Below are 26635 nucleotides of genomic sequence, written 5' to 3' on the forward strand. Positions count from 1 at the left end.
AGTTTGACAAACTTTTACCGATTGCTGATACCAAAATTCTGCTACTTGATATAATCCTTGTCCTTGATAAAATCTTCCTAACCCTGTAAATACCCAAAGGATTTCATCAGCAACCATAGATACTGGTAAATTATTCGCTGCTGCTGTTTCTTGGTTAATTTCATCTATTAACCGTTTTCCTAAATCTTCCCAATGAACAACAACTAACTGGAAATTTTCAATATCTTCGGAAGTGGGTGATTGAGGAAGTCTTTTAGCAAAGGCTATCATAGGAGTAATAAAAGTTCTTTCTAGAATTGGCTGCTTTTCTCCAACTTCTGCTAACTGTTCCTGTAAAAACAACCGCACTAAATTATGAATTGTATAAGCTTCTGGTGATTCTTGTTCTATTTGTAAAAAGTTAACTTGATAAAGTCTTTTTTTAGAGTTAGTTAATTCTTCCTCTGTCCAAGTTAGTTGTTTTTTCTCATTCTCTACTTCCAACTCAATTACCTTAACTACCAAATACCAAATAATAAACTGAGGAGAAAATAAACTTAAAAATGCTCCCAGATATTGAGTTTGAGTATCCAGTGTTTCCCAAGTTAAATTAAAAGCGGCTTTAATTCCCAATTGAGTTTGATTGATAGTTTCTCTTTTTTGTAAAGCTGTTTCCGCTAACTTACGTTTTTGCAACCGTTCTAACATTTCAGTTAGAGAAAGTCCCAAATCTGTTGTTAAATAACTTCCGACTAAAATTATCCCCAAAGGTAAATTTCCCAAAAACTCACATATTTGTGTAGCGGTTTCTGGTTCATTGACAACTCGCTGATGATTTTTTCCCAATTGCTTTTGTAAAAGTTCTAATGCTATTGGTGGTGATAGAACCTCTAAAGGTAGTTCTTGAATATAATTAGGGTCTAAATGTTGTTGTCTAGTAGTTATCAAAACCCGAAAGCGTGTTTCTGGGGGAACAACATCTTGTAACTGTGTTAAATCAGTTAAATCATCAACGACAATTAAAACAGGTTTTTGTGTTTTTGGATATTGTAACCAACACCAAGCTACCTGTTGTTTTAGAGTTAGCAGCTTTCCTCCCTGTTCTTGAGGAATTTCTAAACCTAATTCAAATGTAAAAAGCTCAAATACTTCTGCTGCGAGAAAACGTTGTCTAGCATTAAACCAAATTATGCCATCATAATGATCTTGATATTGTGTCGCGTATTGAGTAACTAATTCAGTTTTACCCAAACCACCCATTCCGGTTATTGCTACATAATTTCCCCGTCGCAAATCTTCATGGATAGTTGTCAGTTCTGTTTCTCGTCCGACAAAATGAACAGAACCACGATAGGGTATATCTTTAGTGGGGGTTAACTTTTTTTGTCCGTCAATATTTATTGTGTTTACCTGAACTGTACCACCTGGTAAAGCAACAGCACCTATTTTATCTGCTAACTTGCTAAAGTTGTCAGTCATAAAGCTTATTGTTGATAAAATATTGTGGGGTGGGCATCTTGCCTGCCCCATTGTTGATATAATGTTGTAAAGTAAATATGTTTGTGCTTAAATTTGGACAGGCTAGAAGCCTATCCCACAAGCAGAAGTTTTAGTTTTTAAATCTGGTTAAAAGTTCATAGTATTAATTGTTCCTGTCCCTCCAGACATGACAACCATACCAATTTTGTCCGCTAATTTCTCTAAGTTCGGTGTCGCTAGAATGTCCGCTATTTTAGGATTTTGTTCTGCTTTTGCTACTGTGACTAATTCCTGGATAACTTGACTAATATTAGGGTCTGCTTTCGCTGCGGTTTCTATTTCCAGTACAGCTTGACCATAATTAAGGGGTTGTTCTGGTGCTTGTTCAATAGCTGCGAAAGTTCCAGGTAGTCGCTGTTTCAACAATTCCAAAAACTGCTGAGTTTTGTGAGATAAAGTGTCTCCAATGTTTTCGCCAATTTTTTCCAAGGCTTTGGTAGCGAGTACGGTCGCAACAGCAATAGCGCCAGTTGTTAATGGTTCCATTTGTAATATTGGTTAAGGTATCATTTTTCTCCTCATGATTTATGATACATCTTTTTTGCCAAGGCTTCACTACACCTTATATATTCCTCAACGCAGTCCTGTCTGAATTGTGGTTTATTTAATCTATCTGCTATTTTTTTCTATAACTAAATTGGAAAATCAAATATTAATAATATCTTCATATATTTCTGCTATTTCTAGAATCAACCCAACGGAATCTAAATGTAATTTATCATCACGATTCATCAAAGTTTGTATAGTCCAATTTCCTTTTTCATCTTGACGATAAACTTCTACCTTAACTTCATTTTGAGAAATTAAAACATATTCTTTTAAACATATAAATACAAATGTAGCGCCAGGTATTTTTTGCTGAATATTGGGTATAAACCAGAAAAATATAGTCTTTTAAACTTGAAGTTAAAATCATAAAAATTCAACTTCAACACTCATTTTCCAACTTACCCCATATTACAGTTATTACCTGGACGCTGCTCGTCAAACGTCTTTTTTCCGGGTATCACGCCAAACTTCGGCCATTCTTCCCCAGTTAGTGCTAAATTCACCCAAACCTAGAAAAGTTCCCGGTGTTTCTTCATCCCAAGACGCAGAAAGAACACCATAGGTAATTCCTACCACACCTAACCCAAACAATCCCATATTCACCAATAAAACGGCAATAGGCGGAAGTTGGATATCAGCCAAGGTGACTAGCAGATAGCTGGCTACCAAGCTAGTAATCCCTAAAGCCGTGGGGATACCGCAAAAACCAGCCACTCGGCGAATCATTCGCTGACTGACTACTTCAGGAATCGCCATTTCTTGTTTAGAATAACGGCGTTGCTGTTGCGGTTTTTCTTGGGTTTCTTGGGTTTTAATGACGGACTTAGTTACAGTCTTAGGGGGTTTTGGACGCTTTTTGTTTGGCTCAAAAGGCAAGGGACTACGTTCCGATTCTTCAGCAGCCATAAGAATTAGTTCCTAACCGCGAATACCAAGACGACCAATGATAGCTTTATATTTTTCCTGACTACCTGCTTGGATATAAGCCAGAAGACGCTTTCTTTGACCAATCATCTTCAACAGCCCTCTGCGGGAGGAATGGTCTTTTTTATTAGCTTGCAAATGTTGACTGAGCTTGTTAATGCGGTCAGTTAGCATGGCAATTTGAACATCAGCCGAACCGGTGTCGGTTTCATGAACTTGGAAGCCAGAAATTATTTCTTGTTTGCGCTGTTGCGTCAGAGCCATGATCGCTTAAATTGTGATTGTTTTTAAATTTGTGTAGCAGCTTTCTATAATATCACACCCAGCCATTGGCGTGGCAAATTTCTCTAGGACTCCTGACACTCTCAGGGCTTAACAATAGTAATGAAATCAAATCCTCTCATTTTTCAACTTTTCCCTACCGACCATAGAGAAATGTGACCATCCGTAGACTGAGCCAGCCTAAGAGAGCATACACGATGATTGCAATTAGGATATTGACATCAAAAATATTCGCTCCACCACCAGCAACAGGACTGATCAATAAGGTGGAAAATGGCGCAATGAAGGGATCAGAAAGATTGTAAATAAACTGGGCAAAAGTATTTTGCGTATTTGCTCCGGAAAAACGCAGAAAGAAGCGCAACATCAGCAGAATTTCCAGCATTCCCACTAGAAGATAAATGCTATTGATAATCCAGGCAAATGTAGATCTGCGTTTACCAGATTCAAGTCGTCCCTCTTCCTGTTGCAGTCGGAAACTTTCTTCTTCACTGTGAAGTTCTTGTCTCCGCTCAGAATTACTTCGTTCACGAGGATTTCTATTCATAAGTTTGGGATTTTTATTAATGTGGCCATAACTTCGGCGCTTGTCTTCAACCCTCAGATATAGCCTGGCATCCTCAAAAATTAGACCATGCGGCGACCAACTAGTAAATTGTAAACTATTGCAATTAGAGCTAAAACTAAAAGCAGATGAATTAAACTACCTCCGACATTAACTGAGAATCCTAATAGCCAGAGGACAAAGAGTACAACAGCAGCCGTCCAAATTAGATTAATCATATTTGCCTTTTCTATAATGTGTTATTACAGAGGTGTTTGGTTATGCAAATATCTTATCTGAACCTTATTGGATCTCAATCCTCAAGAAGAGATAGTCCAACCGAAAGAGAACAAATTTAACCATCAGCACTCTTTTTTTGGCGAAGATATTGAGGAGAGAGACGGTATTTTTGCTGCTGTTGCTAAATCTTGAATCGAATCTAAGATTGGAGAAATCCAGCAGTAGCAAGTCATGTCTTTGATTAAAGAATCTCAGTGTCTTTAGTCCTGAGAGTGTCAATCCGGTGATTTGAGAGCCTGATCTAAAACTTGTCTAGCTTGTTCTGCTTTTCCTCTCGCTTCCTGGTAACGCAGATTAGCTTGAGCAAAATTTTTGAGAACCTTAAAGCCTTCTTTAAGATGGGTTATTTCTTCCTCGGTGACGGATTTATCGGAAAACAGCACATCAATAGCTTGACGAATTTCTAAGGCTTCAGTGCGCGATTCTTGGACTTTTAACTTCAGGGAAGCTAAATTACTGAGAATTTGCACTGCTTGGGTAATTTCATCTTCACGACTAGAAGTATCTGTAGTTGGTTCTTTCACCTCAATTAATTGTTGCGGACCAAATCCCTCTTCTAGTTCCGTTGGTAATTCACCAGCTTCCATGAGTTCCATTAGCTGATCCATGGCTTTATCACGGGCTTTAGCGGAATCTTTACCAGGAACAGTAAGGATAAGTTCCGGGCTTTGAGCGAGACTGTACTGAACCATAGGTGTATATATAAATCCTAGCTAATTTGTGAAAAGTATGATTGCAATTAAGAATCGCAAAGAAAAGAAATTTTGCTTCAATTATACTGAATAAAGGTAAACCAAAATATAACAAAAGGGAAGATTTATGACTCCCAATCCCGCCATTATGCGTTCTGTGGAACAACTGGGCTACCGAGTTACGGTTGGTGATGTGTCCACCCAGATAGGATTAAATATAGCTGAAGTCAATCAAAGTTTACTAGCCCTAGCTGCTGACGCTGGGGGACATTTACAGGTTGCAGAATCAGGTGATGTTGTTTACCAATTTCCCAAAAATTTTCGGGATATTATCCGCAACAAATACTTGCAAATACGTTTGCAAGAATGGTGGAAAAAAGTTTGGTCTGTCCTATTTTACCTAATTCGGATTTCCTTCGGTATCCTTTTAGTTGCTTCTATTTTGCTAATTACTGTAACTATCATCATTATTATGACTGCTAGTTCAGATCGGGATAATGACAATCGCAGTAATAATTCTAGAGGTTTTAATTTCTTCTTTTTCCCAGATTTATTCTGGTATTTTAGCCCGAATCACCGTGATTCTTACCGAGAACGGCGGAGGGAACGGGGCGAAAATAATGAAATGAATTTTTTTGAAGCTGTGTTTTCATTCCTCTTTGGTGATGGCGATCCTAACGCCAATTTGGAAGAACGTCGCTGGGAAGAAATTGGGGCTGTAATTAGTAATAATCAAGGGGCTGTAGTCGCAGAACAAATTTCTCCTTATTTAGATGATATTGGCGCAAAATATCAACAGGAATATGAGGATTATATGTTACCTGTGCTGGTACGATTTAATGGAATGCCCCAGGTAAGTTCGGACGGGCAAATAGTCTATTATTTCCCAGAATTACAAGTAAGAGCAAGTAAAAAAAAGCGGCACTCAATATCTGAATATTTGCATGAATTTTCCTGGAAGTTTAGTGCGGCTAGTTCTGGACAACTTATGCTCAGTGCTGGTTTAGGAGGAGTGAATTTTGTTGGGGCTTTAATCTTGGGTAATTTATTGAGAAATGGCACAATTGCGGCTCAGATTGGGGGGTTAGTCGCTTTTGTGCAAGGTATTTATGGACTTTTATTAGCTTATGGTACAGGTTTTTTAGCTATTCCCTTAATTCGGTATTTTTGGATTAAACGACGCAATGATCAGATTTCTACTCGCAATCTTCAACGCCAAGAACGGGCTAGATTATTAGCAGGTGCAGACACTTCTTTACAGAAAAAGATCGCCTTTGCACGTGAATTTGCCACAGAAAAAGTTATTGGTAAGGAAGATTCAGTTTATTCCACAGAAACAGATTTGTTAGAACAGGAATTTAAGAATAAGCAAATAGGTGATTAGTCAGTTGTCAGTTGTCATTGGTTGTTGGTCATTATTCCCCCCTGCTCCCTGCTCCCTGCCCCCTGACTCCTACTTTGCTTGAATGGGTGTCAGGGCTACACCTTTGTAGTAATATCCTAAAATTTGTAAGTGGTTTGCACCACGTTTTGCTAGTTCATAAGCTCCCCATTGGCTCATTCCTAAACCATGGCCAAAACCTAATCCTTGGAGGACAAAACCACCATTTGCATCTTTACTGACAATAAAACGGGTACTTTTAATTCTGAGTGCAGTTCTAACTTCTTCACCTTCAAGAACTTTAGTCCCTTTATCACCGATAATTTTCAGGGATTTGACACTTTTGAAAGGTGAAAGAGTTTCGATAATCATATCTTTGACATTACCAACACCGGAAATTCTGGCACTAATTTCTCCAGGAGTGAAGGTTTTTGTCCAGTTACATTCTTTGATATTTTGGTCAAAGTCGGGAACAGCCCGCAGATAAGGTTCTTTGCTAACCCAAACATCTTCAACGTTTTCAGTGTGTCCACCAGAACAAGCGTGAAAGACGGAAAGAATGATTTGGTTGTTGTAGGTTAAGACTTTGCCAGCGGTGGTGTCTACTGCGGCGTAGGTTTTGGGTGCTTCACTACTGACACCTTTATAAATTTGCCAACGGTCTGGACTATCCCCTAAATCATAAACGGGATTTTTGCGTTGTCTTTCGCGCTCATACAGGGCATAGGTACGGGCAGCAATGGCTTGGGCTTTCAGGGCTTCTGGCGGCCAGCTAGTATCCATTTCTCCACCAATAACGCTGTAGAGATATTCTTCTAAATCTACCCAGTTAACGGCAGTTAAACCGTTTGCTGTGGGTACTACTAAGGTTCTACCACGAAACCAGCGATCGCCAATATAAACAAATCCCTTATTAGTGGGTTCAATCCAAAATAACCCCGATTGCCACCTGTCTAAAGCCACACCTCCAGGAACTGCTTGAGCCGCAAAGGCACTCATTCCTGGTAATTGTCCGAGAGTCTTACCACTACTATCTTTGACAATAGCAGTTGTGGAAGCACCGACTTTTACCTGTTTAACTTCTCTTTCAATTGCTACACGCAGAATTACAGATGCTTGTGCAGGAGCAAGTAACGCAAACCAGATCAAGATACCTATCCACCAATGTCTACCTTTAATCTCAGAAAATAAATTGCCTAATAACAGTGGGAATTTCATGCTAATTGTTTAATCACAAGCGTCTACTATTCTAGTTCAGCAATTCTCTAAAACGCGAGATTGGGGACTGGGGACTGGGTAACTTCTTTCTTCTTTCTTCTTTCTTCTTTCTTCTTTCTTCTTTCTTCTTTCTTCTTTCTTCCTGACTCCTGACTCCTCTTTTCATTATGTCAATACCTGAGAAGCATCATAAACTTCATTGCCAACAATCCCAATTAAATTTAACTTGCTCAAAATTTCCGTAGCTTGCATGAGTTTATTGGGAGTAACTTTACCAATGCGTCCTACCATAACAATTCCATGACACAAAGATGCGACAATTCTCCCATCAACTGTATCTAGAACAGAGGGTGCATCTATCAACACTAAATCATAATTTTGGGCAAATAAATCCATTAATTCTTGCATTCGTTCAGAACTAAGCAAATTTACCGCATCCTCTGGTATGGGGCCAGCCGTCAACACATCAATGGCTGGATGAATTGGCTGAATGTAATTATGAAATGATGTATTGATATCATCAACAAGTAACAAAGATAAACCCCAGTCATTGGTAAGTCCGAGAGTTTTATGTAAACTGGGAGAACGCAGATTAGCATCAATGATTAATACTCGTTGGTGCATTCGAGCCGCACTAGCTCCCAAGCCTAAAGCTAAAGTTGTTTTTCCTTCTCCTGGTAGTGCAGAAGTCAACATCAATGATTTTAAAGGCAGAGAACTATTTAATATCTGAATATTTTGGTAAATAATATCTAATGTTTCATGATTGGGTAAATTTTTGATAATTTCCTGTTTAGAAATATTTACATTTTTTGATTCATTTCTGACAATAAAATTGAGTTTTCTTGCCCAATTATTTTGCCTTTTCCCTAGTCTGGGTACTGAACCCAACAACTGAATATTTGTCAGATTTTGTAAATCTTGGGTGTAGAAAATTGCATGATTAAATTTCTCCCAAATTAAAGCTGCTATTAAACCTAATACTGGACCACTTAATACTCCTCCTATAATTAGTAACCAGCGCAGATTACCTATATGTATTCCTAGAGCAGGTTCTTCTAAAATTTGCCAATTAAAACCTTCTTGAGCGATTTTTACACCTAATGAATATTGTATTTGAAATAGTTGTTTAAGTGTTTTTCTATAAACCTCTACATCTGACACTAACCCCTTGTATTCTGTAATTAAACTTGGATATGTATCTAGTTGAGAACGAATTTTTTGTTCAGATTCTTCTAAATAATTATCATTAGCAATTAGTCCCAATGCCGTCATTTTTAATTGAGTTAAATCATTCTCCGATTTCGGTATTATTTCCACTAGTAACTGTGATTTATTATTAGCAGCAATAGCTTTATTTTGTTGTTGTTGTTGTTGCTGCTGCTGCTGTAATAGTGTAATAATTAGCTGCTGTTTTTGTTTTAGCTGTTGTATAATTGGATATTTTTCTGTGTAAAGTAACCGAGCTTGAGTTAAAGCTTTTTCTGTTTGATTCAGTTCATTAACTAATGCTTGATATTCTCTAGATTCAGGGGAATAATTAATAACTGTTTGATTTTGGCTTGAAGCAACAATCGCTCGCTCTAGACTATGATGTCGAGCCTGTACATCTTGCAGTTGAGCGCGAGTTATTTGCCGTTGCATTTGAATATTTGCTAAAGACTGGAGTAAAATTTTACTTTGTGAAACTGGATCAATTAAATTGTTTTCTTTGCGAAACTGTTCTAGCTTTTTTTCTGCTTTTAACACATCATTTTGCAATTTTGGTAGACGGTTATTAACGAAAGCTAAACCTTGATTAATTCGCTGATTTTTTTGATCGGTATTATAATCCTGATATACTTTTTGTAAAGCTTGTAATACTCTTTTAGTTCTCAGAGGATCTCTATCTGCAAAGGAGAGTGAAAATACTTGGCTTAAATTTTGGTTAGTTCCTGAATCTACTGGTAACTGAGTTAGTGTTAAAGATGAAATTTTACCAGTTGTGCTATCATCATAAATATCTTTTACAGTCAATTGCGGATAATCAGCATGAAGTAAATTTACAGCTTTCTGTACTAACTTAGCACTCAGCATTAATTTTATTTGACTACTGTAGTCAATAGCTGATAATTGCGATTTATTTATCTCTTTTTTAGTTTGTTCTTCTATCTTATTATCACTTGCAGATTCATCTAAATTATAACTTACCAATATCTGCATATAGCTCTTGTAAGTTGGTTTAGTGGTGATAGCTACAAGGCTAGTAACTGATATAACCGCACAGGAAACCCCTAGTATAAACCAACGATAATGAAGAGCAATCGGCGTAATTCTTCTGATATCAACTAGGTTGTAGATAGAGGTATTCAGCAATTTTTGAAACTTCATCCCATTTGTAGCCACAATCATATCCCTCTCAAATTGCAACAATATATCTGGAAGAAGATGATTAGAAAACTTTTAGAGTATTTTATACTCAATATTTTCTTGTTAATAATCAATACTGATTCTTCCTATGATCTGATCACAGATATACTTAACAGAAAATATTCTGAAGTAGTTCTTGGCTAATACCTTCAGTTAGATATCTGTCTAATCAGTGTGAGGAATATAAATTTTCTGCAAATTTTGTGAAAATATTTATCTTGCAGATGCTAATTTATCCGCAATACGAGTAGTTTCTGGTAAGCGATATTTTGGTGTACAGTGTAATACATATTCAATTGCTGTTAGTAAGCTAATCCGATGTCCACTGGAAACGTAAACAGGTTTAACTCCTGTGCGTGTTCTTAAAACTGCACCTATGGTTTCCTCTTTATCTATTAGTGGTTTCCAGCTACCTCTTGTTTCTGGTAATTCTTCATATTCACCAATTAACCAAGATTTAGCTACTCCAATTGTCGGTATATCTATTAGTAAACCTAAATGGGAAGCAATCCCAAATCTCCGAGGATGAGCTATTCCTTGTCCATCACATAAAATGATATCTGGTATAGTTTGCAGTTTTTCCAAAGCATCAAGAACAGGAGGAATTTCCCGAAAGGAGAGAAAACCTGGAATGTAAGGAAAGGTAGTAGGATGATATGCTAGACTGGTTTCTACAACTTGTAAATCAGGAAAACTGAGAACAGCTACTGCTGCACGGCTAATTTTACCATCTTCCAAAAATCCCATATCTACCCCGGCAACATACTTGATAGTTTCTGGAAGTTTGTCTGTAGTAATGACTTGATAGCGGAGGTTTTCTTGAATTGTTTTCGCTTCTTCTAGGCTCGAAGGCCAATGATGATGTTTGTGAATTTCCATATTTCTCGATTTGGTAATTAATTTCTTTTTACCACCATAGGAATCAAGGAAAAAGCATAAAAACAAAAAGCAAGCCATAACGACTTGCTTTGTAAATAACTGGGGCGCTAGGATTCGAACCTAGGGATGGCGGGACCAAAACCCACTGCCTTACCACTTGGCTACGCCCCAATGAATTAACTTTAAATAATATAGCAGTCTGATTAGGATGATGTCAAGTGTTTTAGAAAAGTTTTTTACTGATCAATAAATAGGGGCTGGAAACAAGGAACGGGGGGTGTTTCCGAAAAAACGGCCAAAAAATAGGGGGAAGTTGAACTTTCCCCCTGGTGATTTTTATGATGATCATTTGGCTTTTGATTTTCTTTGAGTTTCTGCCTGAGCATTTGTCTTTGTTTTTTCAGTTGCCGTTTTCTAGCAGAACCACCTCGACCTTTATCGTTTCTGCCTTCTCGACGTGGGGACTCCCATCGTTTCAGTCGCATAATTTTTGCTTACTAAGTTTCATAATGTAGTTTGATAGTAACATAGTTTTTTCTACATGGCTACTGTTTTTCTATTACCTATTTGCCTATTCCCTATTCCCTATTCCCTATTCCCTATTCTCTATCTGATTTGAGCCGAGGATACTGGGGACGACAGGGATTTCCCCAACAAACTTGTCCTGGGGGCATATTGGCAAAAACACTGCTACGAGTGCCAATTACCGCATTTGAGCCAATATGTACACCTGGGGCAACAAAACAATCAGCGGCTACCCATGCTCCATTACCAATGGTGATACTTGCTGTTTTTAATCCAAATGCTGGATCTTGGATATCATGACTACCTGTGCATAGGTAGCTTTTTTGGGAAATGACGCAATGTTCACCAATGTTGATTTGATCAAGACTGTAAAAAACCACGTCATCACCCACCCAACTGTAGTCACCAATGGAGACTTTCCACGGATAGGTAAAGCGGGCTGTGGGACGAATTAAGACACCTTTGCCAATGCGAGCGCCAAATAGACGGAGTAAGCTACAACGGAGAATATTTAGGGGTTGGGGAGTGAGCGGAAAGGCGATCGCCTGTACTAACCACCAAAATAAAACATACCAACTGGGGCGGCCTCGATCAAACCAAGATTGGTCATATTTGCGTAAATCGAGGAAAGGAGCGTCATCGGTGATTGGTGGTTGGTTTTGGGGCATGGAATTTTGAAAACTTAACTAATTGACTGTTGAATTTCTTGTTTGGTAGATGAGGATTTTTTGGGTTTAGCAGTATTTAATTTGCCTCCACAATTACGTAATTCATACAATTTGACACCAATTTGATATTCATATTGACTCAGCAGTCTGCCATAGATATATCCAGCTTTACCATCTAAGAAACCACGCTGAATAATGTAGAACAATATAAACCGTAACAGTGGTTTAAATGGCAGGCGCACCCAAATTGTTTTTAAGAAGCGTTTGCGTTGGACTGCGTCCCCAAAAAATTTCCCACCAATAGTGCCAGTTTCGTCTTTATCTGTGAGCAAGTTGTAATACACACGGGCTTCCCAATTAGAATAACGATTATGTCGTTCTAGCCAGTGATAGAGGTCGCGGAAGTCCTCGTGCAGCATATCATTTTTAAGATAGCCAACTTTCCCTGGTAAAATGACGTGTTCGTGAACTTCATTGTCTCCAGTATTGGCAATATCTTCTGTGTTGAGGTTTTCGTAGCGACCTTTTTGATGTTTAAATAACCGTAAATTCCAATCAGGATATTTACCACCGTAACGAATCCATTTTCCGAGAAAAAATACCCGACGGTTGAGGTAGTAACCATCGTATTCATCATTTTGAATGGCTTGGGCGATGTCTTCCCACAGTTCTGGTGTAATCCGTTCGTCACAATCAACAATTAATACCCATTCATTACGGAAAGGGAGATTTTCTAATGACCAGTTTTTCTTTTTCGGCCAACGGCCGTTAAAGTCAAATTGGACTACGTTTGCTCCATAATTTTCAGAAATTTCTACACTTTTATCAATACTTTTGGAATCTACTACAAATACTTCATCTGCTCTTACTAGACTCTTAAGACAAGCGGGAAGATTGAGTTCTTCGTTTTTGGCAGGAATGAGTACAGAAACTGGTAGTTTAGATGACATAATAAATTGTTAATGTTTATTTCTGATGGGATTTAGATAGTAGTCCTTGAATAGCAGCGCTTAAATAACCAATTTGACAATAGGCATAAACTAGTTTATCAAAGCACTCCGCTGGATCTAATATATACTGTAATGCTTTATATGCTCCACGCAAGAGTCGTTCGCTACCCCGTGATAGTTGAGAAATACCAGCTTTACCAGCCTGTTGTTCTCGATAGCATTCACTAATCCCTTGCCACCAACCTCGGTTTAAAAACCAAGAGGGTTTGATTCTTTCTGGGGCGACATTGTGGGCAACTAGGGCTTCGGGAATATAAGCTACTTGCCAATGACGCTGGAGGGCAAACTCGGTCATTTGCAGTTCTTCGTTGGAGAGAAGATTTTTGCCTACTCGTCCTAGTTGGAGATCAAAACCACCGACTTCTCTGAGAAAACTGCTACGGATGGAGTAATTTAATCCTCTAGGGGTTAGTCCTGGTTTGTCTATATAGACTAATTGATCTCCTAGGTCATAAGCTCCTAAATTACCTGCTAGTTCTGTGGATATCCACTTTGGTGGTGCAATACCTGGTGGCCAGAGTAAGGTAATTTTACCGCCTGCGATCGCTAATTGGGGATTACTTAGGTATGCAGATAACAGCAATTTTAACCAACTAGGACTAGCTACGGCATCATCATCTAAATAAGCCAGAATTTCGGCGTTAGCTGCTTTAGCCCCGGTGTTACGGGCTACGGATAAGCCCAGGGTGGGTTCAAAGATATATTTAAGACGGGAATCTGTAGCTCTCTGTTCTACTACTTCACGGGTGTGATCGCTAGATCCATTATCCACGACCAAAACTTCAAAGTTACCAGCAAAGTCCTGTGCTAATAGACTATCAATCGCCGCCCCTAAGTAGGTATCTCGGTTGTGAGTACAGATGATGGCAGAGATTTGGATATCTGACATGGTATTGATTGAATTTGGTTACTGGTAATTTTACTAGAAAATATCTCAATCGGGGAGTATTTTTTCAACTTTGTTGAATATGACTATGTAACATTACTAAAGTTTCTGCCAATTGACTCAACCGATTTTCTAAGTCTTGCTTACGAATTAGGAGTTGCCGTAATCTTTGGTGACGAGCGATCGCTATACTCACACTAGGAACTTGCTCGACTGGACAAGGGCGAGACCATACCTGACCGGCTGTATCTACTCCACATAGTCGGTAATCAGTGTGTAGTGGTTTATAAGATTCTTTGCCACCAGTAGCACAAATTTCTTCGACATAATCCATGAGGCGATCTACTTCAGCATGACGCAGTGTGGCTGTTCCCACTGTTTCTGGTTCTTGGGCATTGGATTCTAACCAGCCATTAATAATTGGACCTTCTAAGTAAATATCTTGAATGTGCTGGACAATTTCTTGCAGTTCTATTTGCCAACTAGCAACTTTTTCTTGAATTTCTTGGAGCATATTCATGGCCAAGGCTGGGTTAGCTCCGTGACGATGATTGCTAAAGGACGGGGTTTTAAACTTAGGGAGAGTTGGGGTTTTTTCTCCACTTTCTTGGGCTGGAAATGCTTGAACAGAATCATGGTGAGGAAATAAATTAGCTTCTGGATTTCCATCACTAACTGTATCTGCTTCTAAGTTATTATGATCGGTTTGGGCTGTAGGTGGGGAATTTTCTGTAGATTCCTGGGGACGGATACTAATGCGAAAGGAAAAGGAACGTTTGGTTTCATCACCTATTTCTGTGGTGACATCATCATTACGAATTTTTAAATCATGTAGCGTTGCCTCTATCCGTTTTAACCCTGGTTTCATAAAAATATCCTAAAATTTATGGTCTTTATGAAGAAAGAATTCAGGAGTGCAGAATGAATTTTTTCTCAGACTGGCAAATGTAGTTTGCTTCCCTGTGGGGATACTTTATTTAAGTCGTGTATTCTTCCTGCTCAAACATTATATGATCAAATGATGAGTAAAGTAATTTTGGTGACTGGTGCAGCCCGTTCTGGTAAAAGTGAATGGGCGGAGGATTTGGCGATAAATTCCGGCAAAACTGTAGTTTACATTGCCACGGCTACACAAAATCCCGATGATCAAGAATGGCAAGAACGCATTCAAAAACATCAACAACGTCGTCCTCAAGATTGGATAACTCTTTCTGTACCTGTGGAACTGACTGCTACTTTGGCTCAGTCCCAGCCCAATACTTGCCTGTTGGTTGATTCTTTGGGAACTTGGGTGGCTAATTTTCTCGAAGATGAAGATTTAGTTTGGGAAAATACTGTGAGGGAGTTTCTGGAAATTCTGCCGTTAGTTGCGGCTGATGTGATATTTGTGGGGGAAGAAACAGGTTGGGGTGTAGTTCCAGCTTATCCTATGGGGCGCAAATTCCGCGATCGCCTGGGTGCTTTAGTTCGGCAGTTAGGGACTATTTGTGAACCTGTTTATTTGGTCACAGGTGGTCATGTTCTCAATTTGAGTTTATTAGGTGTACCGTTACCATCACCTAAATCTTAATGCAAATTTAAATATTTAATCCATAAAATTACTGAATTATCATCTAAAATAGGTTCATGGCAACCAAAAATGAAGTAAAAAATTATCTTGCCTACTGGTTTCAGTTAGGTAAGAGGGTTATAGCTATAAACGGTAAGGTAAGCTTTTTACCTGAAAGTATAATCCAAGGCGATCGCTATAGCCAAGAGTTTGAAGAGTGCTGGCTACAAATTCTTGATCCAAAAACAGGTGACTGTTATCTAGATGGAACACAGGAGACTATTGGTGAACTCCTCACACCTACATGGGAAATGCTCCCTTGTGGTCGTTGTGCTATGCCTGTACCCTTAAAAAATATAGGAATGCCAGCGTTATTGTGTCCTTGTAATAATTTACCCGGCTGGCCTAATACGGAATTACCAGCGCCGCGCAGTCCTGTGTGTACTCAAGAGACGTTGAGTGATATTTGCGGGCGTTTGGTGGAAAATCTTTAGGTAGAAAATATTTTTATTTCGCGCAATCCCTCTTAGGGATCTCGTAGAGTAGACGCAAAGGAGCAAAGAAGAGAATAAGGGTTTTAGTAAGAACTATAACTGAGATAATAGCTTGTCATAATCTGCATGAGTACCAATCCAAAACCAAATAATACCGTCTTCGTTTCGGACACCTACAGCACGATAATTTTTGCTAACACGAGCAGAATAAATAGATAATGTGGGATGCACTGACTTAAAACGTAGGCTAGGATGCCAAGGATCTTGTTGAAATTGTTTATAAGCTGCGCGTGCTTGTTGCTGAACCTGTTGGGGAAGATCAGCGTATAAGTTGCGAAACTCAATGGTTGTTTTAGATTTCACAGGATTTCTGGATCTAACTCTAGAGTTTTACCTGCGTCATCTTCTGCTAATGCTGCTGCTGCAAGTTGAGCAAGTACATCATGGGATTTAGCAAATGCTTTATCCCAAATAACTTCTTCTTCTAATTCTCTACAGGTGATCTCTTTTACCTGATTAAAAAGTAGCTCAATAGGAGTATGCAAGTTTACACAATCTGTAGGCCAAACATTATTAAGTAAACAAAATAGTCTTTTCCCAACTCTTGGATCATTACCAAAACCACTCCAATTACAACTAGTCATAACTACCAAAAAAATCTCTACATTGGGAAAAACTTCTCTTAATTTTTGTTCCCGCTCTTGAAAATGAACAGGCCAGTTTTCCCGAAGCCATCCCAATTGCGTTTTGCATTCAATAACAGCTAATAATTCGTTACCACGCCAGATGCTAATATCAGGACGTATGGCGTTACGTTTCCTTTGAATTGGACGTTCTGAAGCTATTTCCAAATCAAGATGTTCTAAATCATTAAACAACTTCAGAAAAAAGATAATTGTCTCTACAAAAAAGTCTGAACCTGCTTGAGCTACTTGTTTACCCAAAAATTCTTTAAGTTTTAGTTGGTAACAATAAAACGCACGTAGACGGTTAGCTATTGTACTTGAATAATCAAATTTACCGGTTAATTTATCGATTTCCTTGATATGCTCGTATGAATGCTGCAATGATATTGCTAAATTGTCTAAGCTTTGAGCATATTCGTCTTCAAAATCACCAGGATTAAATATCACTTTGTTATTTCCTCACTTTTTGTAGATATCGAAGCAGCATATTGTAAGGAGAAAGATGTGATTTCAAGTTGGTCTTGTTCTGTCCAAGTATCACTTTCATCAATAATAGATAAATTTTTATCAGCTAAATTACTTTCTAATGCTTTGAGGATGAGTCTAGCAATTATATCTTGTTCAGTTTCAGGAAGTTGCTTTATTTGTTTAATGGCTTCTTCAAGTAATTGAGTCATAGTTTTTACTGTTAATCATTATCTATTGTAATAGATATGAGACAGCCAGGGAATAAATTCCCTGACTAATAGCTAAAGTCGGTTAAAACCGACTCATGAAAAAACGCAAGTTCCTAACCCACAATCATTATCAAAAAATTACGTCCAACTAGATAAACGGGGAACTTTCATCAATTCTTGACTGAGACTATCGTGAATATGACCGTTAGTAGCTAAAATTCTTCCCGACTCAATTTTCATCGGAGTCCCATCATAAGCGGTGACATTTCCTCCCGCTTCCTGAACCAATATTATCCCAGCCACAACATCCCAAGGCGCAATTCCCCTTTCCCAATAACCATCAACTCGACCACAGGCTACATAGGCTAAATCCAAAGCTGCTGCACCGTCACGTCTCACACCTTGGGTAAGATGGGTAAGATGACAAAACTCTGCATAATTGTTATCAGGAGTTTCCCGGCGGTCATAAGCAAATCCACTGACTAACAGACTTTTACCTAATTCCGCTGTTTGGGAAACCTGAATAGGGCGACGGTTACGAGTTGCACCTAAACCAGCAGCAGCCCGAAATAATTCATCCCGAAAAGGGTCATAAATTACCCCCACCTTGGGTACACCTTGAATCATCAACCCAATGGAAACGGCAAAACAGGGATATTGATGGGCGTAATTAGTTGTACCATCGAGAGGGTCAATAGCCCAGAGAAACTCATTATCTTGATTTCCCAGTTTTCCCGACTCTTCAGCGAGGATAGAATGCTGGGGAAAATGGCGACGCAATACTTCTAAAATTACCTGTTCAGAAGCTTTATCCGCAGCGGTAACTAAATCACCAGGACGGCCTTTTTCGGTGATTGCGTCTTCTAATTTACCTAAATAATCTTGTAAAACTACACCTGCGGCTAAAGCTGCTTCTGTAGCAATATCTAGAAAAATTTGCATATTTGTTAGTTGTCAGTGGTCAGTTGTCAGTGGATTTAACGAGAGATCCGGCGAAATTCTCCAGGAGTCATCCGCATAGGTTTATCGGTGTTCCAGATGCCTTTTCCCATGATTCTCGCCCATTGTTGGGCGCGTTCTAGGCGTTGGTCGTATTTGTGATTAGGCGATCGCGCTACAAATAAAGCATATCCTTGTTTGAGTATTTCTTCATTTAACAACAGTTTATCTTTCCATACATAGGCTAAGGTTCGGTTAAATTTATCCTTAGCTTCTAAGTCAAATTCCAGATTAACAGCTTGATTTGCACCACCAATTAAAGTTTCTAGTAATCGTTTAGCATCCTCACCCCAAGGAAATTGGCGCAGGTCTGGTGCATCTAAACCAATTAACCGCAATGAAGAAATTAAATTTGGTTGTGCTTCCATTCCTAATACTTCCAAGCTTTGTCCACTCACAACCCGTGCTACCTTTACATTAGCGGGAATGGCTGAGGAATTGTTTTGGCTTTGACAACTCACCAACAGTAACAAACTAGCTAATATAATTATTTTCGGTACAAAAATGCGAAAACGGACTACTATAGTAGCCGTTCTCGCTATCAAATTCATTAACCTAAACACACGAAAATTCTTAGTCGTCATCTAAGGGTAAACCCGCTTTAACTTTGCCCTTACCAAAAAATCGCCCAAACTGAAGTTCATAAACTTCATCTTCGTCTTGTGTTTCCACTTCCAAATCAGAACGGGCATAACTTACACATAATAAAGCGTAACCTTGGCGGCGTAAATCGGGAGACAGGCCAATGGCTTCCGGTTGGTGAATTTCTCCAGATAAAACTCTGACAGCGCAGGTTGTACAAGCCCCATTCCGACAAGAAAAGGGGAGTTCTGTCCCGTTGTGTTCAGCCGTGTGGAGGATATAACGGTCTTCAGGAACTTTGAGAGTATGTGATGTCCCAGTTTGACGATTGTAAACTTTAATTGTGTGGGTTTGAACCATCTTGATTTTTAGATTTGCGGATTTGGAGTTTCACACTTAATTATAAGAAGATTGGTTGGAAACTCTGCACTTTCAGGTCAGGGAGTGGTGATAGCACAGCGTGGCCTTAGCCATAAAAAATATCTTTTCTAAAATGGTTGCTTTTTTTTCAATCCTATTGTAATATAACAAAGCGAGACACCTGGAGAGATGGCCGAGTGGTTGAAGGCGCAGACCTGGAAAGTCTGTTATGCAGAAATGTATACGAGGGTTCGAATCCCTCTCTCTCCATTACTAAGTGATAATAAAGTTGTAGGGAAGCGCATAATATCATCAAACAGGTACGTAAAATATGGTATACAGCTTTACATTCCCACAAGAGATGATTGACAGCATTCAGGAAAGGATAGAAGTCCTGGAAAGATGTTTAAATAATGCTAACCCGCAAGATGAAAAAATGGCGGAGATGATTGAATTTGCTCATATTCGGGAAATATCTCTTATTCACCTTAAAGAGGAATTGGGAAAGTTACTTGAAAAGTTGATTAAGATAGGAAAGCTATATCAGGTAATTTGTGAAAAATCAACCAAGGGTGAATTACCTTTGTTACTATATGTAAAACATTATTTTATAATGAAAGAAATTATAGATATAGAATTTATAGGTTTTCATTTATACTTAATCACAAACAACCAAGAAGTTTTAAAAAAAATGACTATAAGTTTTGTGGAACTATTTAATCAATCTAAAGAACTATTTAATCAATCTAAAATAGAAATTGTACATATTGCAGATAAAAATTTTTATAAATTATCCATTCTTAGGGAATCTTTAAAGCACTTACTACAATCACTTATCAAAGCTTGTTTAAAGACAAATCTATTTACGGAAGAAGAGATTAATACTTTTAACTTAGGAGATATCACACCCCAGGAATCACAAGCTATGTTGATTTCTTTAGCATCTACAGAAAAATGGGATTATGTGTATAGAAAACTTGCATAGTCCTCAATTTATTGCAAAAGAAGATGTATTAAGTATACATAATAAGCAAATTAATCTATATGGTGGATCATATGGTATCCGCGATGAAGGTTTATTAGATTCTGCAATTTACCAACCTCAAGCAAGTTTTGGAGGAGAGTTTTTACATCCTACTATTGTTGAACAAGCAGCAGCATATTTATTTCACATTACTAATAATCATGCTTTTATAGATGGAAATAAACGCACTGCTTTTGATGTTATGGTGACATTTTTGAACTTAAATGATTATGAACTGAACATGACACCAGAAGAAGCATATCAATTAACAATGCAGGTTGCTGATAATAAAGTGAGTAAAGAAGAGTTAATTGAGATATTGAGAGATTCTATTATAGAACTATTTTAAAATATGAGTTGAGATGTGGTGCGTTACGCTGCGGCTAACGCACCCTACAATTAAACTGTGACTCCTTCCAATTGTTCATCAGTTAAATCATACAATTTCCGCAACTTATCCAACTTATCTCCATCAGCTTGCCATAAACCGCGTCCCGATGCTTCCAACATTCTCCCGACAATATTTTTAAATGCTTCAGGATTGGCTTTGCGTAATTTTTCCGCCATTTCTGGATCTAAAGCATAGGTTTCCGCAGCTTGATCATATACCCAATCATCTTGAAAATCAGCAGTACCACCCCAACCAATTAAAGCCGTCATGCGTTGAGAAATTTCAAAAGCACCACCAGAACCTTGATTAGCCATTGCGTCAGCCCATTTAGGATTTAATAACTTGGTTCGGTATTCCATTCGCAACAAATCATCTAAATTGCGGGGTGTAGTGTCCTTTGAAAAACTCTCCACAAAACTAGCTGTAACTTTTTTCCCGCTTTGTTTTTCTGCGGCTTTTTTCAAACCTCCGGTATTGGCATAATATTCCTGAATATCAGTCAAACCATATTCTACCGAATCTATTTCTTGAACAATGCGATCGCTAGTTTTCAATAAAGTCTGCAATACTTCTGGTCTAGCTTGTCCTTTATCATTTCTACCATAACTAAAGACATTGCGACTTTCCCAAGTATTTCCCAACTCTTCCCCAGATTCCCAATTACCATCAACAACTCTATCATTAACCAAAGAACCAAAATCACCAGCAGGATTAGAAAACAATCTTGCGGAAGAATTTTCCACACCTTTAGCTTTTAAAATCAAAGCGTGTTTTCTGATAAAATTCATTTCCTCCGGTTCATCAATTTCCGCAGCCCGTTGAAATAAATCATCCAATAATTCAATGATATTTACAAAACTATCCCGGAAAATACCCGATAGATTTGCTAACACATCAATCCGCGGATGTCCAACATCAGATAAAGGTTTTAAATCATATCTAACTATGCGTCCAGTTCCCTCCTTCACAGGTTCAGCACCCACCAATTCCAAGAGAATCCCCAAAGATTCACCCTTAGTTTTAATAGCATCCAAACCCCATAACAAAACCGCCACAGTTTCAGGATACTTCTTATTTTCATCCAAAGACTGAGAAATAATTTTCTTAGCAATTTCCTTACCCCTTTCAAAAGCAGCAGGAGAAGGCATCCGATAAGGATCTAAAGCATGAATATTCCTACCCGTAGGTAACACACCAGCACCATCACGCAACAAATCCCCACCAGGTGCAGGAGGAATAAATTCACCATTTAAACCCCTTAAAAGATTAGTTAACTCATCAGTTGACTGATTTAATAACCTTGTAATTTCCTTTCTTTCTTCTTCTCTTCCTTCTTCGTGTTCTTCGCTTCTTCGTGGTTCATTCTCTTCCCCAAAATAAGCATTTAAATAACCAGTTAACTCCTCCTGATTCGGTGCTTCACCTAAAGTATGTAACCCAGAAGAAAAAAGACGATTTTCGAGAACTTGGAGATATTCATACAACTTCACCAAATAATGATCAAAAGCATGATTACTAAACATCCTCACATTTTCCGGTGTAAAGGGAATACCCAACCTTTTCGCATCATCAAAAGGACAATCTACCTCCAAACCAGTATCAACAATCTTCTTACAAATCCCTTCCTTTAACAGATAATTTTTTTCTGGATCTTCCCGATACTCAGCAATTAAATCGCGGATATTTACCAACTCCTTATATAAACCAGCGCGTCCATAGGGAGGGACATTGTGAGAAATTAGCACACCATAACCGCGACGTTTGGCTAAAATTGATTCTGAAGGATTATTTGCGGCATAGATATATAAATTTGGGAGATTTCCTAACAAAATATCAGACCAAGAATAGCCAGTATTTCCTAATGGTGAACCGGGCAACCATTCAACAGTTCCGTGCATTCCAAAATGAACAATTGCATCAGATTGAAAATCATTTTGTAACCATTTATAATAAGCTGCATATTGGGGATGGGGTGTTAAATCTCGTTCAAACATTAACCGCATGGGATCACCTTGAATTCCCAACGGTGGCTGGACACCTATCCACACATTTCCTAATTGCACACCACCAATATTAAATTCATCACCATAGGTTTTAATCCCACTACCAGTGAGGTATTTCCATTGTTTTTCAATGCGAGATGTGAAAAGATAGCCTAACCATTTTTCTAAGGTTTTAGCATTGACAGTTGTAATATCTTTTTTGTTATTTTCTACTAGGGGATTAATTTCATCGGCTTCTTTAATTTGGCGAATTAATTCTTCTCCATCTTCGGGAATTTCACCAACTGTATAACCCTGTGCTTTCAGTGCATGAAGTAATTTAATTAAACTGCGAGGAACGTTTAATAAGGCAGCAGTTCCGACTGCACCATAACCAGGGGGAAAACCATATAAAATAATGGCAATTTTCCGTTGGGAAATAGGTTTTTGGCGGAGGGAAACCCAGCTTTTAACTCTATTAGTTAATCGCTGCATTCGTTCAGGAACTAAATAAATTTGTTCACCTACTAAACCACCCAGAGGAATTGTATCAATTGCACCATCTAATTCTGGCAAAGCATACAATACAACACTTTGTAAGCCGCCTACGCCTTGGCGTGTCCAAGAGTAAATATCTTGAATTAATAACGGTGCAGCGACGATATAAGGGACATTTTTGGCTGTGAGAATACGTTTAGCCACTTCCACCTGTCTTCCGGCTTCCATTGAACCAGCGGGACCACCAACGAGGGGAAAACCGATGGTAGAAACTATGGCATCAATTTTTACCGATTCTGCGGAAAGGGAAGGGGTTTCAATATTATTTATGTGACGTTGTTGGGTTTCGTAGTCGCTTGTCATCCAATCTCTGACGGCTACGTGTCCTTCTACACCGTTGATAAAGATGGGTAAGGGAATTAACCCCGCTTGTTCAAAATAGCGGATTAGTTGGGGAATATAGGGCAATTTGGTGATAACGTGCTTTCGGTAAATTAGGATACCTATGACTGGCTTTGTGGGGTGGGCATCTTGCCCGCCCTTATTATCTGGCAGGTGAGACACCCGCCCCACAAGATACCACTGTAAATACTCACGGGGTGATGTAAAAAAACCTTGATAGTCAGGATGTAATAACCCCATGTCCGGGGTTTCGATAGGTGGAGGTATATCTCCAACTTTTAAATCTAAGTATTTTTCCGCAATTGTCCAAAATAGGGCAGCGACGTTTTCTGAACCGCCGGCGTTCCAGTAACCATAGATAATTAACCAGTTGCGTAAGTCTTGGACTTTTTGCACTGGGATGAATTTTAATAACTTGGGACCGATTTTTAGGAAACTGATATAACCAGCAAGTTTGTCTTCTTCTTTACCGTTGCTGAATTTATCAAGGATGAATTTAATGGGTTTAGGCATTCCAGCGGGTTTGTCACCAATGGCAAATGCACCGATTTTGGTTAAACTCATTAATTCCAGCGCTGACTCGAAAATGAGACGAATGGGGATGTTAGCGACACGCTCCCGCAACCATACAACTTGGTCATAATCAAAGAGTAAACTGCCAAAGAATACGTCTGCGCCTTTGAGCGCTGTTTCTACTTCCGTGCTATTGGTGGTAATATTGCGATCGCTAAATACGCGAATATCCAACTCTGGACACCGAGAATTAGCCAAACTAGCCGCTTTCCGGTATAAGTCCGCATTAAACGATTCAAACCCAGCAATCAAGACAATGCGTTTCATGCGCTTTTGCTACGAAATATTTCTTTACCTTGATCTTAAACATTTTTGGGGATTAATGGGGGAATATCTACCTAGAGATTAAAATAATATCTATGCTTTTGGGAAATATATTAACAAGTAGCAGACTCTGGAAATACTGAAAAAGTCAATCAAGGAGATACAAATGAAATTCGGCATTGATATTGGTCATAACTGCCCTCCTGATAGTGGTGCAAGCGGCATTAAATTGGAAGATAAGTTAACAATGGAAGTGGGAAATAAGGTTATAGCCAAATTAGAAAATTTAGGACATACAGTAATTGCTTGTAAACCAAATAGTGCCAGTACAGTAAATCAATCTTTAGGTAGCCGCTGTAATAAAGCCAATAGTAACCGAGTAGATATTTTTGTATCTATTCATTTCAATGCTTTTAATGGAAAAGCTAATGGGACAGAAGTATTTGCTATTAGCGATGCTGGCAAAAAAGTTGCCCAAAAAGTATTGGATGAAATTGTCAAATTAGGCTTTTTCAATCGTGGTGTTAAAAGTGGTTCACACTTGTATGTTCTCAGAAGAACAAATATGCCAGGAATTCTTGTAGAAGGTTGCTTCATTGATTCTGCCAAAGATATGCAGATATATGATGGTGAAGCCATGGCTAATGCTATAGTTGCCGGGTTAACAGGTAAAATCGCAACTACTCCTGTAAATCCTACTCCTAATGTGCCTGTAACTCCTGTTCCTAATGCTTCTGTGAATACGGTTATAGATGAGGAACAGAATAAAGATAAGAGCATTCTTAGACTACAACAGGCTTTAAATCGCCTGAAAATTACCGATAAAAATAATAAGCCTCTAGTAGAAGATAATGGCATGGGACCAGCTACATCTTCGGCAACGGAAAAATTCCAAAGAATTGTGGGAGTTTTACCAACAGGAATAGCAGGTAATACCACCTGGGATGCCCTCAATCAAATATTAGCGAAACGAGTTGTGCAAGGAACTCATGCTAGTGGTGTGATTATCAGATATTTACAATTTCGTGTAGGTGCTGATTCTGATGGTATTTATGGTCCAAACACAGAAGCAGCAATCAAGAAATTCCAACAGCAAAATGGGTTAACTGCTGATGGTATTGTTGGGGCAATGAGTTGGCAGAAATTGATAGGTTAGGATCGATTTTTTATAGATCCCCGACTTCTTTGAGAAGTCGGGGATCTGAATTAATGTCTGATAGCATAACGTAGCTATTCGATTTATGTAAGATTTTCCAACGTCGGTTGTAGTACCACCAAATGTAAATTATATCTAGTATCTGGTTGCAAATAACGTTTTTGTAGTGGTTGCCATTCTTGCCACAATTGATAACGATTTGCGGCTAATAGGGTCGTTAACCCACGTAATTGAGTTTCAAGTTCTGATTTAAAGATATTCTCTAACCACTGATGTAAAACCATATTATCTTGAATCATTCCCAAGATATCTTGGATATTTTTAATATCATGAAGATGTGCGGCAAAAGACTCACCATATAATTCAATAAATAACTCCATTTGGTAACGGAGACCTTTAGCTTGTTTCCGCAAACCATGCAGAGTTTCACCTTCTGTTTTTAGATGTTCTTCTAATTGGCTGGGTGTCCATTTTGTTTGCATTACTATTTCCGATTTAACAACTTTAGTCCCAATTAACCACCCTGGATGTAAGCAAAATTCACTAACTTCTGGTGAGAGTAAATCTGGTAATACATAATCAATTGGGACAGATGAAAAACGTTGATAACTGGGATTTTTTAACCAATGTTCACATTCATCTTTAAACGATTTATAAATTTCATCTTTAAATATCTTCTGCACATGAGAAACGGCAATTTGTCTTTGTTTATCCAATTCTGCAAAAGCTGTTTCTAGAGATTTTTGTTCTTTTTCAAGTAAATGCGGTTTGTAATTCTTTTCCAGAATTTCTTTTAGTACATCTAAATCTCTGAGACCACCTAAAATTCTCGCAAGTTTACCAATATTTTTATCACTAACTGATTTTGGTAAAATTAAATATCTCTCAAATCTACTAACAGCAGTTCTTAACCGTCGCATTCCCACACGCATTTGGTGGAGTGGTTCTGGATCTTCGTCTTTTTTAACTGCTTTTTCCCATTTTATCGCTTTTGCAAAATGTTTTTCAATGGCTTGATGAGCAGTTTCACCGAGAGTTTTGATTGGTGTTTCTGAAGGAATTTTCATAAATAAAAAAAATTAGCAAGATAGCAATCCTAAATAAGATACAGGTATTTCTCTTCCCTCTCTTCCTCTGCGTTCTCTGCGTCTGGAGTGGTTCGTTACCTCCATTTCCCGTAAGGGATAGACAAATCAAATAGAATTGCTCATAA

Annotated in this window: 29 protein-coding genes and 2 tRNA genes; 7 read left to right on the plus strand and 24 right to left on the minus strand. The window is 38.4% G+C overall.

Annotation, left to right across the window (positions count from 1 at the left end; all coding sequences use genetic code 11):
• The 7 genes from FJR11_RS07505 to FJR11_RS07535 all read right to left on the minus strand — a co-directional run.
• The coding region (locus FJR11_RS07505) for an NB-ARC domain-containing protein (protein WP_254444710.1) at window positions 1–1458 on the minus strand (1458 nt) is incomplete at its 3' end.
• Window positions 1459–1605: 147 nt separating this feature from the next.
• Complete coding sequence (locus FJR11_RS07510) at window positions 1606–2004, minus strand: hypothetical protein (protein ID WP_168503084.1); 399 nt, start codon at window positions 2002–2004, stop codon at window positions 1606–1608.
• Between the two features lie 498 nt (window positions 2005–2502).
• Window positions 2503–2973: a PAM68 family protein gene (locus tag FJR11_RS07515; protein WP_168503085.1), complete on the minus strand. Its 471-nt coding sequence runs from the start codon at window positions 2971–2973 to the stop codon at window positions 2503–2505.
• A 12-nt stretch (window positions 2974–2985) separates the two neighbouring features.
• On the minus strand, window positions 2986–3255 hold the full coding sequence (gene rpsO, locus FJR11_RS07520) for a 30S ribosomal protein S15 (protein ID WP_168503086.1): 270 nt from the start codon (window positions 3253–3255) through the stop codon (window positions 2986–2988).
• 154 nt (window positions 3256–3409) lie between these two features.
• Window positions 3410–3820, minus strand: a complete 411-nt coding sequence (locus FJR11_RS07525) for a YggT family protein (RefSeq protein ID WP_168503087.1) — start codon at window positions 3818–3820, stop codon at window positions 3410–3412.
• 80 nt (window positions 3821–3900) lie between these two features.
• Entirely contained in the window at window positions 3901–4056 is a 156-nt protein-coding gene (locus FJR11_RS07530) for a lmo0937 family membrane protein (protein ID WP_168503088.1), read from the minus strand.
• A 276-nt stretch (window positions 4057–4332) separates the two neighbouring features.
• A complete protein-coding gene (locus FJR11_RS07535) occupies window positions 4333–4809 on the minus strand; it encodes a hypothetical protein (RefSeq protein WP_168503089.1) in 477 nt (158 codons plus the stop codon).
• Window positions 4810–4936: 127 nt separating this feature from the next.
• On the opposite strand from FJR11_RS07535, the gene FJR11_RS07540 reads away from it, so the two are divergent.
• Complete coding sequence (locus FJR11_RS07540) at window positions 4937–6193, plus strand: hypothetical protein (RefSeq protein ID WP_168503090.1); 1257 nt, start codon at window positions 4937–4939, stop codon at window positions 6191–6193.
• Window positions 6194–6262: 69 nt separating this feature from the next.
• Here the strand turns inward: FJR11_RS07540 and FJR11_RS07545 are convergent, their stop codons facing one another.
• From FJR11_RS07545 to FJR11_RS07585, 9 genes are all read right to left on the minus strand, one after another.
• Complete coding sequence (locus FJR11_RS07545; RefSeq protein WP_168503091.1) at window positions 6263–7408, minus strand: SpoIID/LytB domain-containing protein; 1146 nt, start codon at window positions 7406–7408, stop codon at window positions 6263–6265.
• Between the two features lie 165 nt (window positions 7409–7573).
• Window positions 7574–9799, minus strand: a complete 2226-nt coding sequence (locus tag FJR11_RS07550; RefSeq protein ID WP_254444711.1) for a polysaccharide biosynthesis tyrosine autokinase — start codon at window positions 9797–9799, stop codon at window positions 7574–7576.
• Between the two features lie 231 nt (window positions 9800–10030).
• On the minus strand, window positions 10031–10696 hold the full coding sequence (nfi, locus tag FJR11_RS07555; RefSeq protein WP_168503129.1) for a deoxyribonuclease V: 666 nt from the start codon (window positions 10694–10696) through the stop codon (window positions 10031–10033).
• 99 nt (window positions 10697–10795) lie between these two features.
• Window positions 10796–10867, minus strand: a tRNA-Gln gene (locus tag FJR11_RS07560).
• Window positions 10868–10932: 65 nt separating this feature from the next.
• Window positions 10933–11181, minus strand: a complete 249-nt coding sequence (locus tag FJR11_RS07565; RefSeq protein ID WP_168503092.1) for a hypothetical protein — start codon at window positions 11179–11181, stop codon at window positions 10933–10935.
• 114 nt (window positions 11182–11295) lie between these two features.
• Window positions 11296–11868 (minus strand): hormogonium polysaccharide biosynthesis acetyltransferase HpsU, encoded by a 573-nt coding sequence (hpsU, locus tag FJR11_RS07570; RefSeq protein ID WP_168503130.1) that lies wholly within the window; start codon window positions 11866–11868, stop codon window positions 11296–11298.
• Window positions 11869–11903: 35 nt separating this feature from the next.
• Entirely contained in the window at window positions 11904–12839 is a 936-nt protein-coding gene (locus tag FJR11_RS07575; RefSeq protein ID WP_174762966.1) for a glycosyltransferase family 2 protein, read from the minus strand.
• A gap of 16 nt (window positions 12840–12855) precedes the next feature.
• Window positions 12856–13788: a glycosyltransferase family 2 protein gene (locus FJR11_RS07580; RefSeq protein WP_168503093.1), complete on the minus strand. Its 933-nt coding sequence runs from the start codon at window positions 13786–13788 to the stop codon at window positions 12856–12858.
• Between the two features lie 64 nt (window positions 13789–13852).
• Window positions 13853–14653 (minus strand): hypothetical protein, encoded by an 801-nt coding sequence (locus FJR11_RS07585; RefSeq protein ID WP_168503094.1) that lies wholly within the window; start codon window positions 14651–14653, stop codon window positions 13853–13855.
• 153 nt (window positions 14654–14806) lie between these two features.
• On the opposite strand from FJR11_RS07585, the gene cobU reads away from it, so the two are divergent.
• Both cobU and FJR11_RS07595 read left to right on the plus strand, forming a co-directional pair.
• The gene (cobU, locus tag FJR11_RS07590; protein ID WP_168503132.1) at window positions 14807–15355 is read left to right on the plus strand and encodes a bifunctional adenosylcobinamide kinase/adenosylcobinamide-phosphate guanylyltransferase; all 549 of its coding nucleotides are present in this window, start codon (window positions 14807–14809) and stop codon (window positions 15353–15355) included.
• A gap of 56 nt (window positions 15356–15411) precedes the next feature.
• Window positions 15412–15828: a hypothetical protein gene (locus tag FJR11_RS07595; protein ID WP_168503095.1), complete on the plus strand. Its 417-nt coding sequence runs from the start codon at window positions 15412–15414 to the stop codon at window positions 15826–15828.
• Window positions 15829–15921: 93 nt separating this feature from the next.
• Here FJR11_RS07595 and FJR11_RS07600 read toward each other — a convergent pair whose 3' ends face one another.
• The 6 genes from FJR11_RS07600 to FJR11_RS07625 form a co-directional block, all read right to left on the minus strand.
• Complete coding sequence (locus FJR11_RS07600) at window positions 15922–16191, minus strand: hypothetical protein (RefSeq protein ID WP_168503096.1); 270 nt, start codon at window positions 16189–16191, stop codon at window positions 15922–15924.
• Complete coding sequence (locus FJR11_RS23525) at window positions 16188–16961, minus strand: hypothetical protein (protein ID WP_174762961.1); 774 nt, start codon at window positions 16959–16961, stop codon at window positions 16188–16190. The genes FJR11_RS07600 and FJR11_RS23525 overlap by 4 nt, the downstream gene beginning before the upstream one ends.
• The gene (locus FJR11_RS07610; RefSeq protein ID WP_168503097.1) at window positions 16958–17191 is read right to left on the minus strand and encodes a hypothetical protein; all 234 of its coding nucleotides are present in this window, start codon (window positions 17189–17191) and stop codon (window positions 16958–16960) included. The genes FJR11_RS23525 and FJR11_RS07610 overlap by 4 nt, the downstream gene beginning before the upstream one ends.
• Window positions 17192–17329: 138 nt before the next feature.
• Window positions 17330–18133: an inositol monophosphatase family protein gene (locus tag FJR11_RS07615; RefSeq protein WP_168503098.1), complete on the minus strand. Its 804-nt coding sequence runs from the start codon at window positions 18131–18133 to the stop codon at window positions 17330–17332.
• A 35-nt stretch (window positions 18134–18168) separates the two neighbouring features.
• On the minus strand, window positions 18169–18741 hold the full coding sequence (locus tag FJR11_RS07620) for a thermonuclease family protein (protein ID WP_168503134.1): 573 nt from the start codon (window positions 18739–18741) through the stop codon (window positions 18169–18171).
• 22 nt (window positions 18742–18763) lie between these two features.
• Window positions 18764–19132, minus strand: coding sequence for a 2Fe-2S iron-sulfur cluster-binding protein (locus FJR11_RS07625; protein ID WP_168503099.1), 369 nt, complete (start codon window positions 19130–19132; stop codon window positions 18764–18766).
• Between the two features lie 183 nt (window positions 19133–19315).
• Between FJR11_RS07625 and FJR11_RS07630 the strand changes: the two genes are divergently transcribed.
• From FJR11_RS07630 to FJR11_RS07640, 3 genes are all read left to right on the plus strand, one after another.
• Window positions 19316–19402, plus strand: a tRNA-Ser gene (locus tag FJR11_RS07630).
• 61 nt (window positions 19403–19463) lie between these two features.
• The gene (locus FJR11_RS07635) at window positions 19464–20117 is read left to right on the plus strand and encodes a hypothetical protein (RefSeq protein ID WP_168503100.1); all 654 of its coding nucleotides are present in this window, start codon (window positions 19464–19466) and stop codon (window positions 20115–20117) included.
• A complete protein-coding gene (locus FJR11_RS07640) occupies window positions 20095–20505 on the plus strand; it encodes a type II toxin-antitoxin system death-on-curing family toxin (protein ID WP_254444712.1) in 411 nt (136 codons plus the stop codon). The genes FJR11_RS07635 and FJR11_RS07640 overlap by 23 nt, the downstream gene beginning before the upstream one ends.
• Window positions 20506–20555: 50 nt before the next feature.
• On the opposite strand, the gene bchH is transcribed toward FJR11_RS07640, so the two are convergent.
• Window positions 20556–24269: a magnesium chelatase subunit H gene (gene bchH, locus FJR11_RS07645; RefSeq protein WP_168503101.1), complete on the minus strand. Its 3714-nt coding sequence runs from the start codon at window positions 24267–24269 to the stop codon at window positions 20556–20558.
• Between the two features lie 163 nt (window positions 24270–24432).
• Between bchH and FJR11_RS07650 the strand changes: the two genes are divergently transcribed.
• Window positions 24433–25422, plus strand: a complete 990-nt coding sequence (locus tag FJR11_RS07650) for an N-acetylmuramoyl-L-alanine amidase (protein ID WP_168503102.1) — start codon at window positions 24433–24435, stop codon at window positions 25420–25422.
• An 83-nt stretch (window positions 25423–25505) separates the two neighbouring features.
• Here the strand turns inward: FJR11_RS07650 and FJR11_RS07655 are convergent, their stop codons facing one another.
• On the minus strand, window positions 25506–26489 hold the full coding sequence (locus FJR11_RS07655; protein WP_168503103.1) for a CHAD domain-containing protein: 984 nt from the start codon (window positions 26487–26489) through the stop codon (window positions 25506–25508).
• Window positions 26490–26635: the final 146 nt, after the last annotated feature.

Source organism: Anabaena sp. UHCC 0187, assembly GCF_009712035.1.
Lineage (GTDB): Bacteria > Cyanobacteriota > Cyanobacteriia > Cyanobacteriales > Nostocaceae > Dolichospermum.

Excerpts from the sequence above, each read along its gene's own strand:
- FJR11_RS07510 (WP_168503084.1), bottom strand. The coding sequence starts at position 2,004 with ATGGAACCATTAACAACTGGCGCTATTGCTGTTGCGACCGTACTCGCT.
- FJR11_RS07515 (WP_168503085.1), bottom strand. The coding sequence starts at position 2,973 with ATGGCTGCTGAAGAATCGGAACGTAGTCCCTTGCCTTTTGAGCCAAAC.
- rpsO (WP_168503086.1), bottom strand. The coding sequence starts at position 3,255 with ATGGCTCTGACGCAACAGCGCAAACAAGAAATAATTTCTGGCTTCCAA.
- FJR11_RS07525 (WP_168503087.1), bottom strand. The coding sequence starts at position 3,820 with ATGAATAGAAATCCTCGTGAACGAAGTAATTCTGAGCGGAGACAAGAA.
- FJR11_RS07530 (WP_168503088.1), bottom strand. The coding sequence starts at position 4,056 with ATGATTAATCTAATTTGGACGGCTGCTGTTGTACTCTTTGTCCTCTGG.
- FJR11_RS07535 (WP_168503089.1), bottom strand. The coding sequence starts at position 4,809 with ATGGTTCAGTACAGTCTCGCTCAAAGCCCGGAACTTATCCTTACTGTT.
- FJR11_RS07540 (WP_168503090.1), top strand. The coding sequence starts at position 4,937 with ATGACTCCCAATCCCGCCATTATGCGTTCTGTGGAACAACTGGGCTAC.
- FJR11_RS07545 (WP_168503091.1), bottom strand. The coding sequence starts at position 7,408 with ATGAAATTCCCACTGTTATTAGGCAATTTATTTTCTGAGATTAAAGGT.
- FJR11_RS07550 (WP_254444711.1), bottom strand. The coding sequence starts at position 9,799 with ATGATTGTGGCTACAAATGGGATGAAGTTTCAAAAATTGCTGAATACC.
- nfi (WP_168503129.1), bottom strand. The coding sequence starts at position 10,696 with ATGGAAATTCACAAACATCATCATTGGCCTTCGAGCCTAGAAGAAGCG.
- FJR11_RS07565 (WP_168503092.1), bottom strand. The coding sequence starts at position 11,181 with ATGCGACTGAAACGATGGGAGTCCCCACGTCGAGAAGGCAGAAACGAT.
- FJR11_RS07575 (WP_174762966.1), bottom strand. The coding sequence starts at position 12,839 with ATGTCATCTAAACTACCAGTTTCTGTACTCATTCCTGCCAAAAACGAA.
- FJR11_RS07580 (WP_168503093.1), bottom strand. The coding sequence starts at position 13,788 with ATGTCAGATATCCAAATCTCTGCCATCATCTGTACTCACAACCGAGAT.
- FJR11_RS07585 (WP_168503094.1), bottom strand. The coding sequence starts at position 14,653 with ATGAAACCAGGGTTAAAACGGATAGAGGCAACGCTACATGATTTAAAA.
- cobU (WP_168503132.1), top strand. The coding sequence starts at position 14,807 with ATGAGTAAAGTAATTTTGGTGACTGGTGCAGCCCGTTCTGGTAAAAGT.
- FJR11_RS07595 (WP_168503095.1), top strand. The coding sequence starts at position 15,412 with ATGGCAACCAAAAATGAAGTAAAAAATTATCTTGCCTACTGGTTTCAG.
- FJR11_RS07610 (WP_168503097.1), bottom strand. The coding sequence starts at position 17,191 with ATGACTCAATTACTTGAAGAAGCCATTAAACAAATAAAGCAACTTCCT.
- FJR11_RS07615 (WP_168503098.1), bottom strand. The coding sequence starts at position 18,133 with ATGCAAATTTTTCTAGATATTGCTACAGAAGCAGCTTTAGCCGCAGGT.
- FJR11_RS07620 (WP_168503134.1), bottom strand. The coding sequence starts at position 18,741 with ATGAATTTGATAGCGAGAACGGCTACTATAGTAGTCCGTTTTCGCATT.
- FJR11_RS07625 (WP_168503099.1), bottom strand. The coding sequence starts at position 19,132 with ATGGTTCAAACCCACACAATTAAAGTTTACAATCGTCAAACTGGGACA.
- FJR11_RS07635 (WP_168503100.1), top strand. The coding sequence starts at position 19,464 with ATGGTATACAGCTTTACATTCCCACAAGAGATGATTGACAGCATTCAG.
- FJR11_RS07640 (WP_254444712.1), top strand. The coding sequence starts at position 20,095 with ATGTGTATAGAAAACTTGCATAGTCCTCAATTTATTGCAAAAGAAGAT.
- bchH (WP_168503101.1), bottom strand. The coding sequence starts at position 24,269 with ATGAAACGCATTGTCTTGATTGCTGGGTTTGAATCGTTTAATGCGGAC.
- FJR11_RS07650 (WP_168503102.1), top strand. The coding sequence starts at position 24,433 with ATGAAATTCGGCATTGATATTGGTCATAACTGCCCTCCTGATAGTGGT.
- FJR11_RS07655 (WP_168503103.1), bottom strand. The coding sequence starts at position 26,489 with ATGAAAATTCCTTCAGAAACACCAATCAAAACTCTCGGTGAAACTGCT.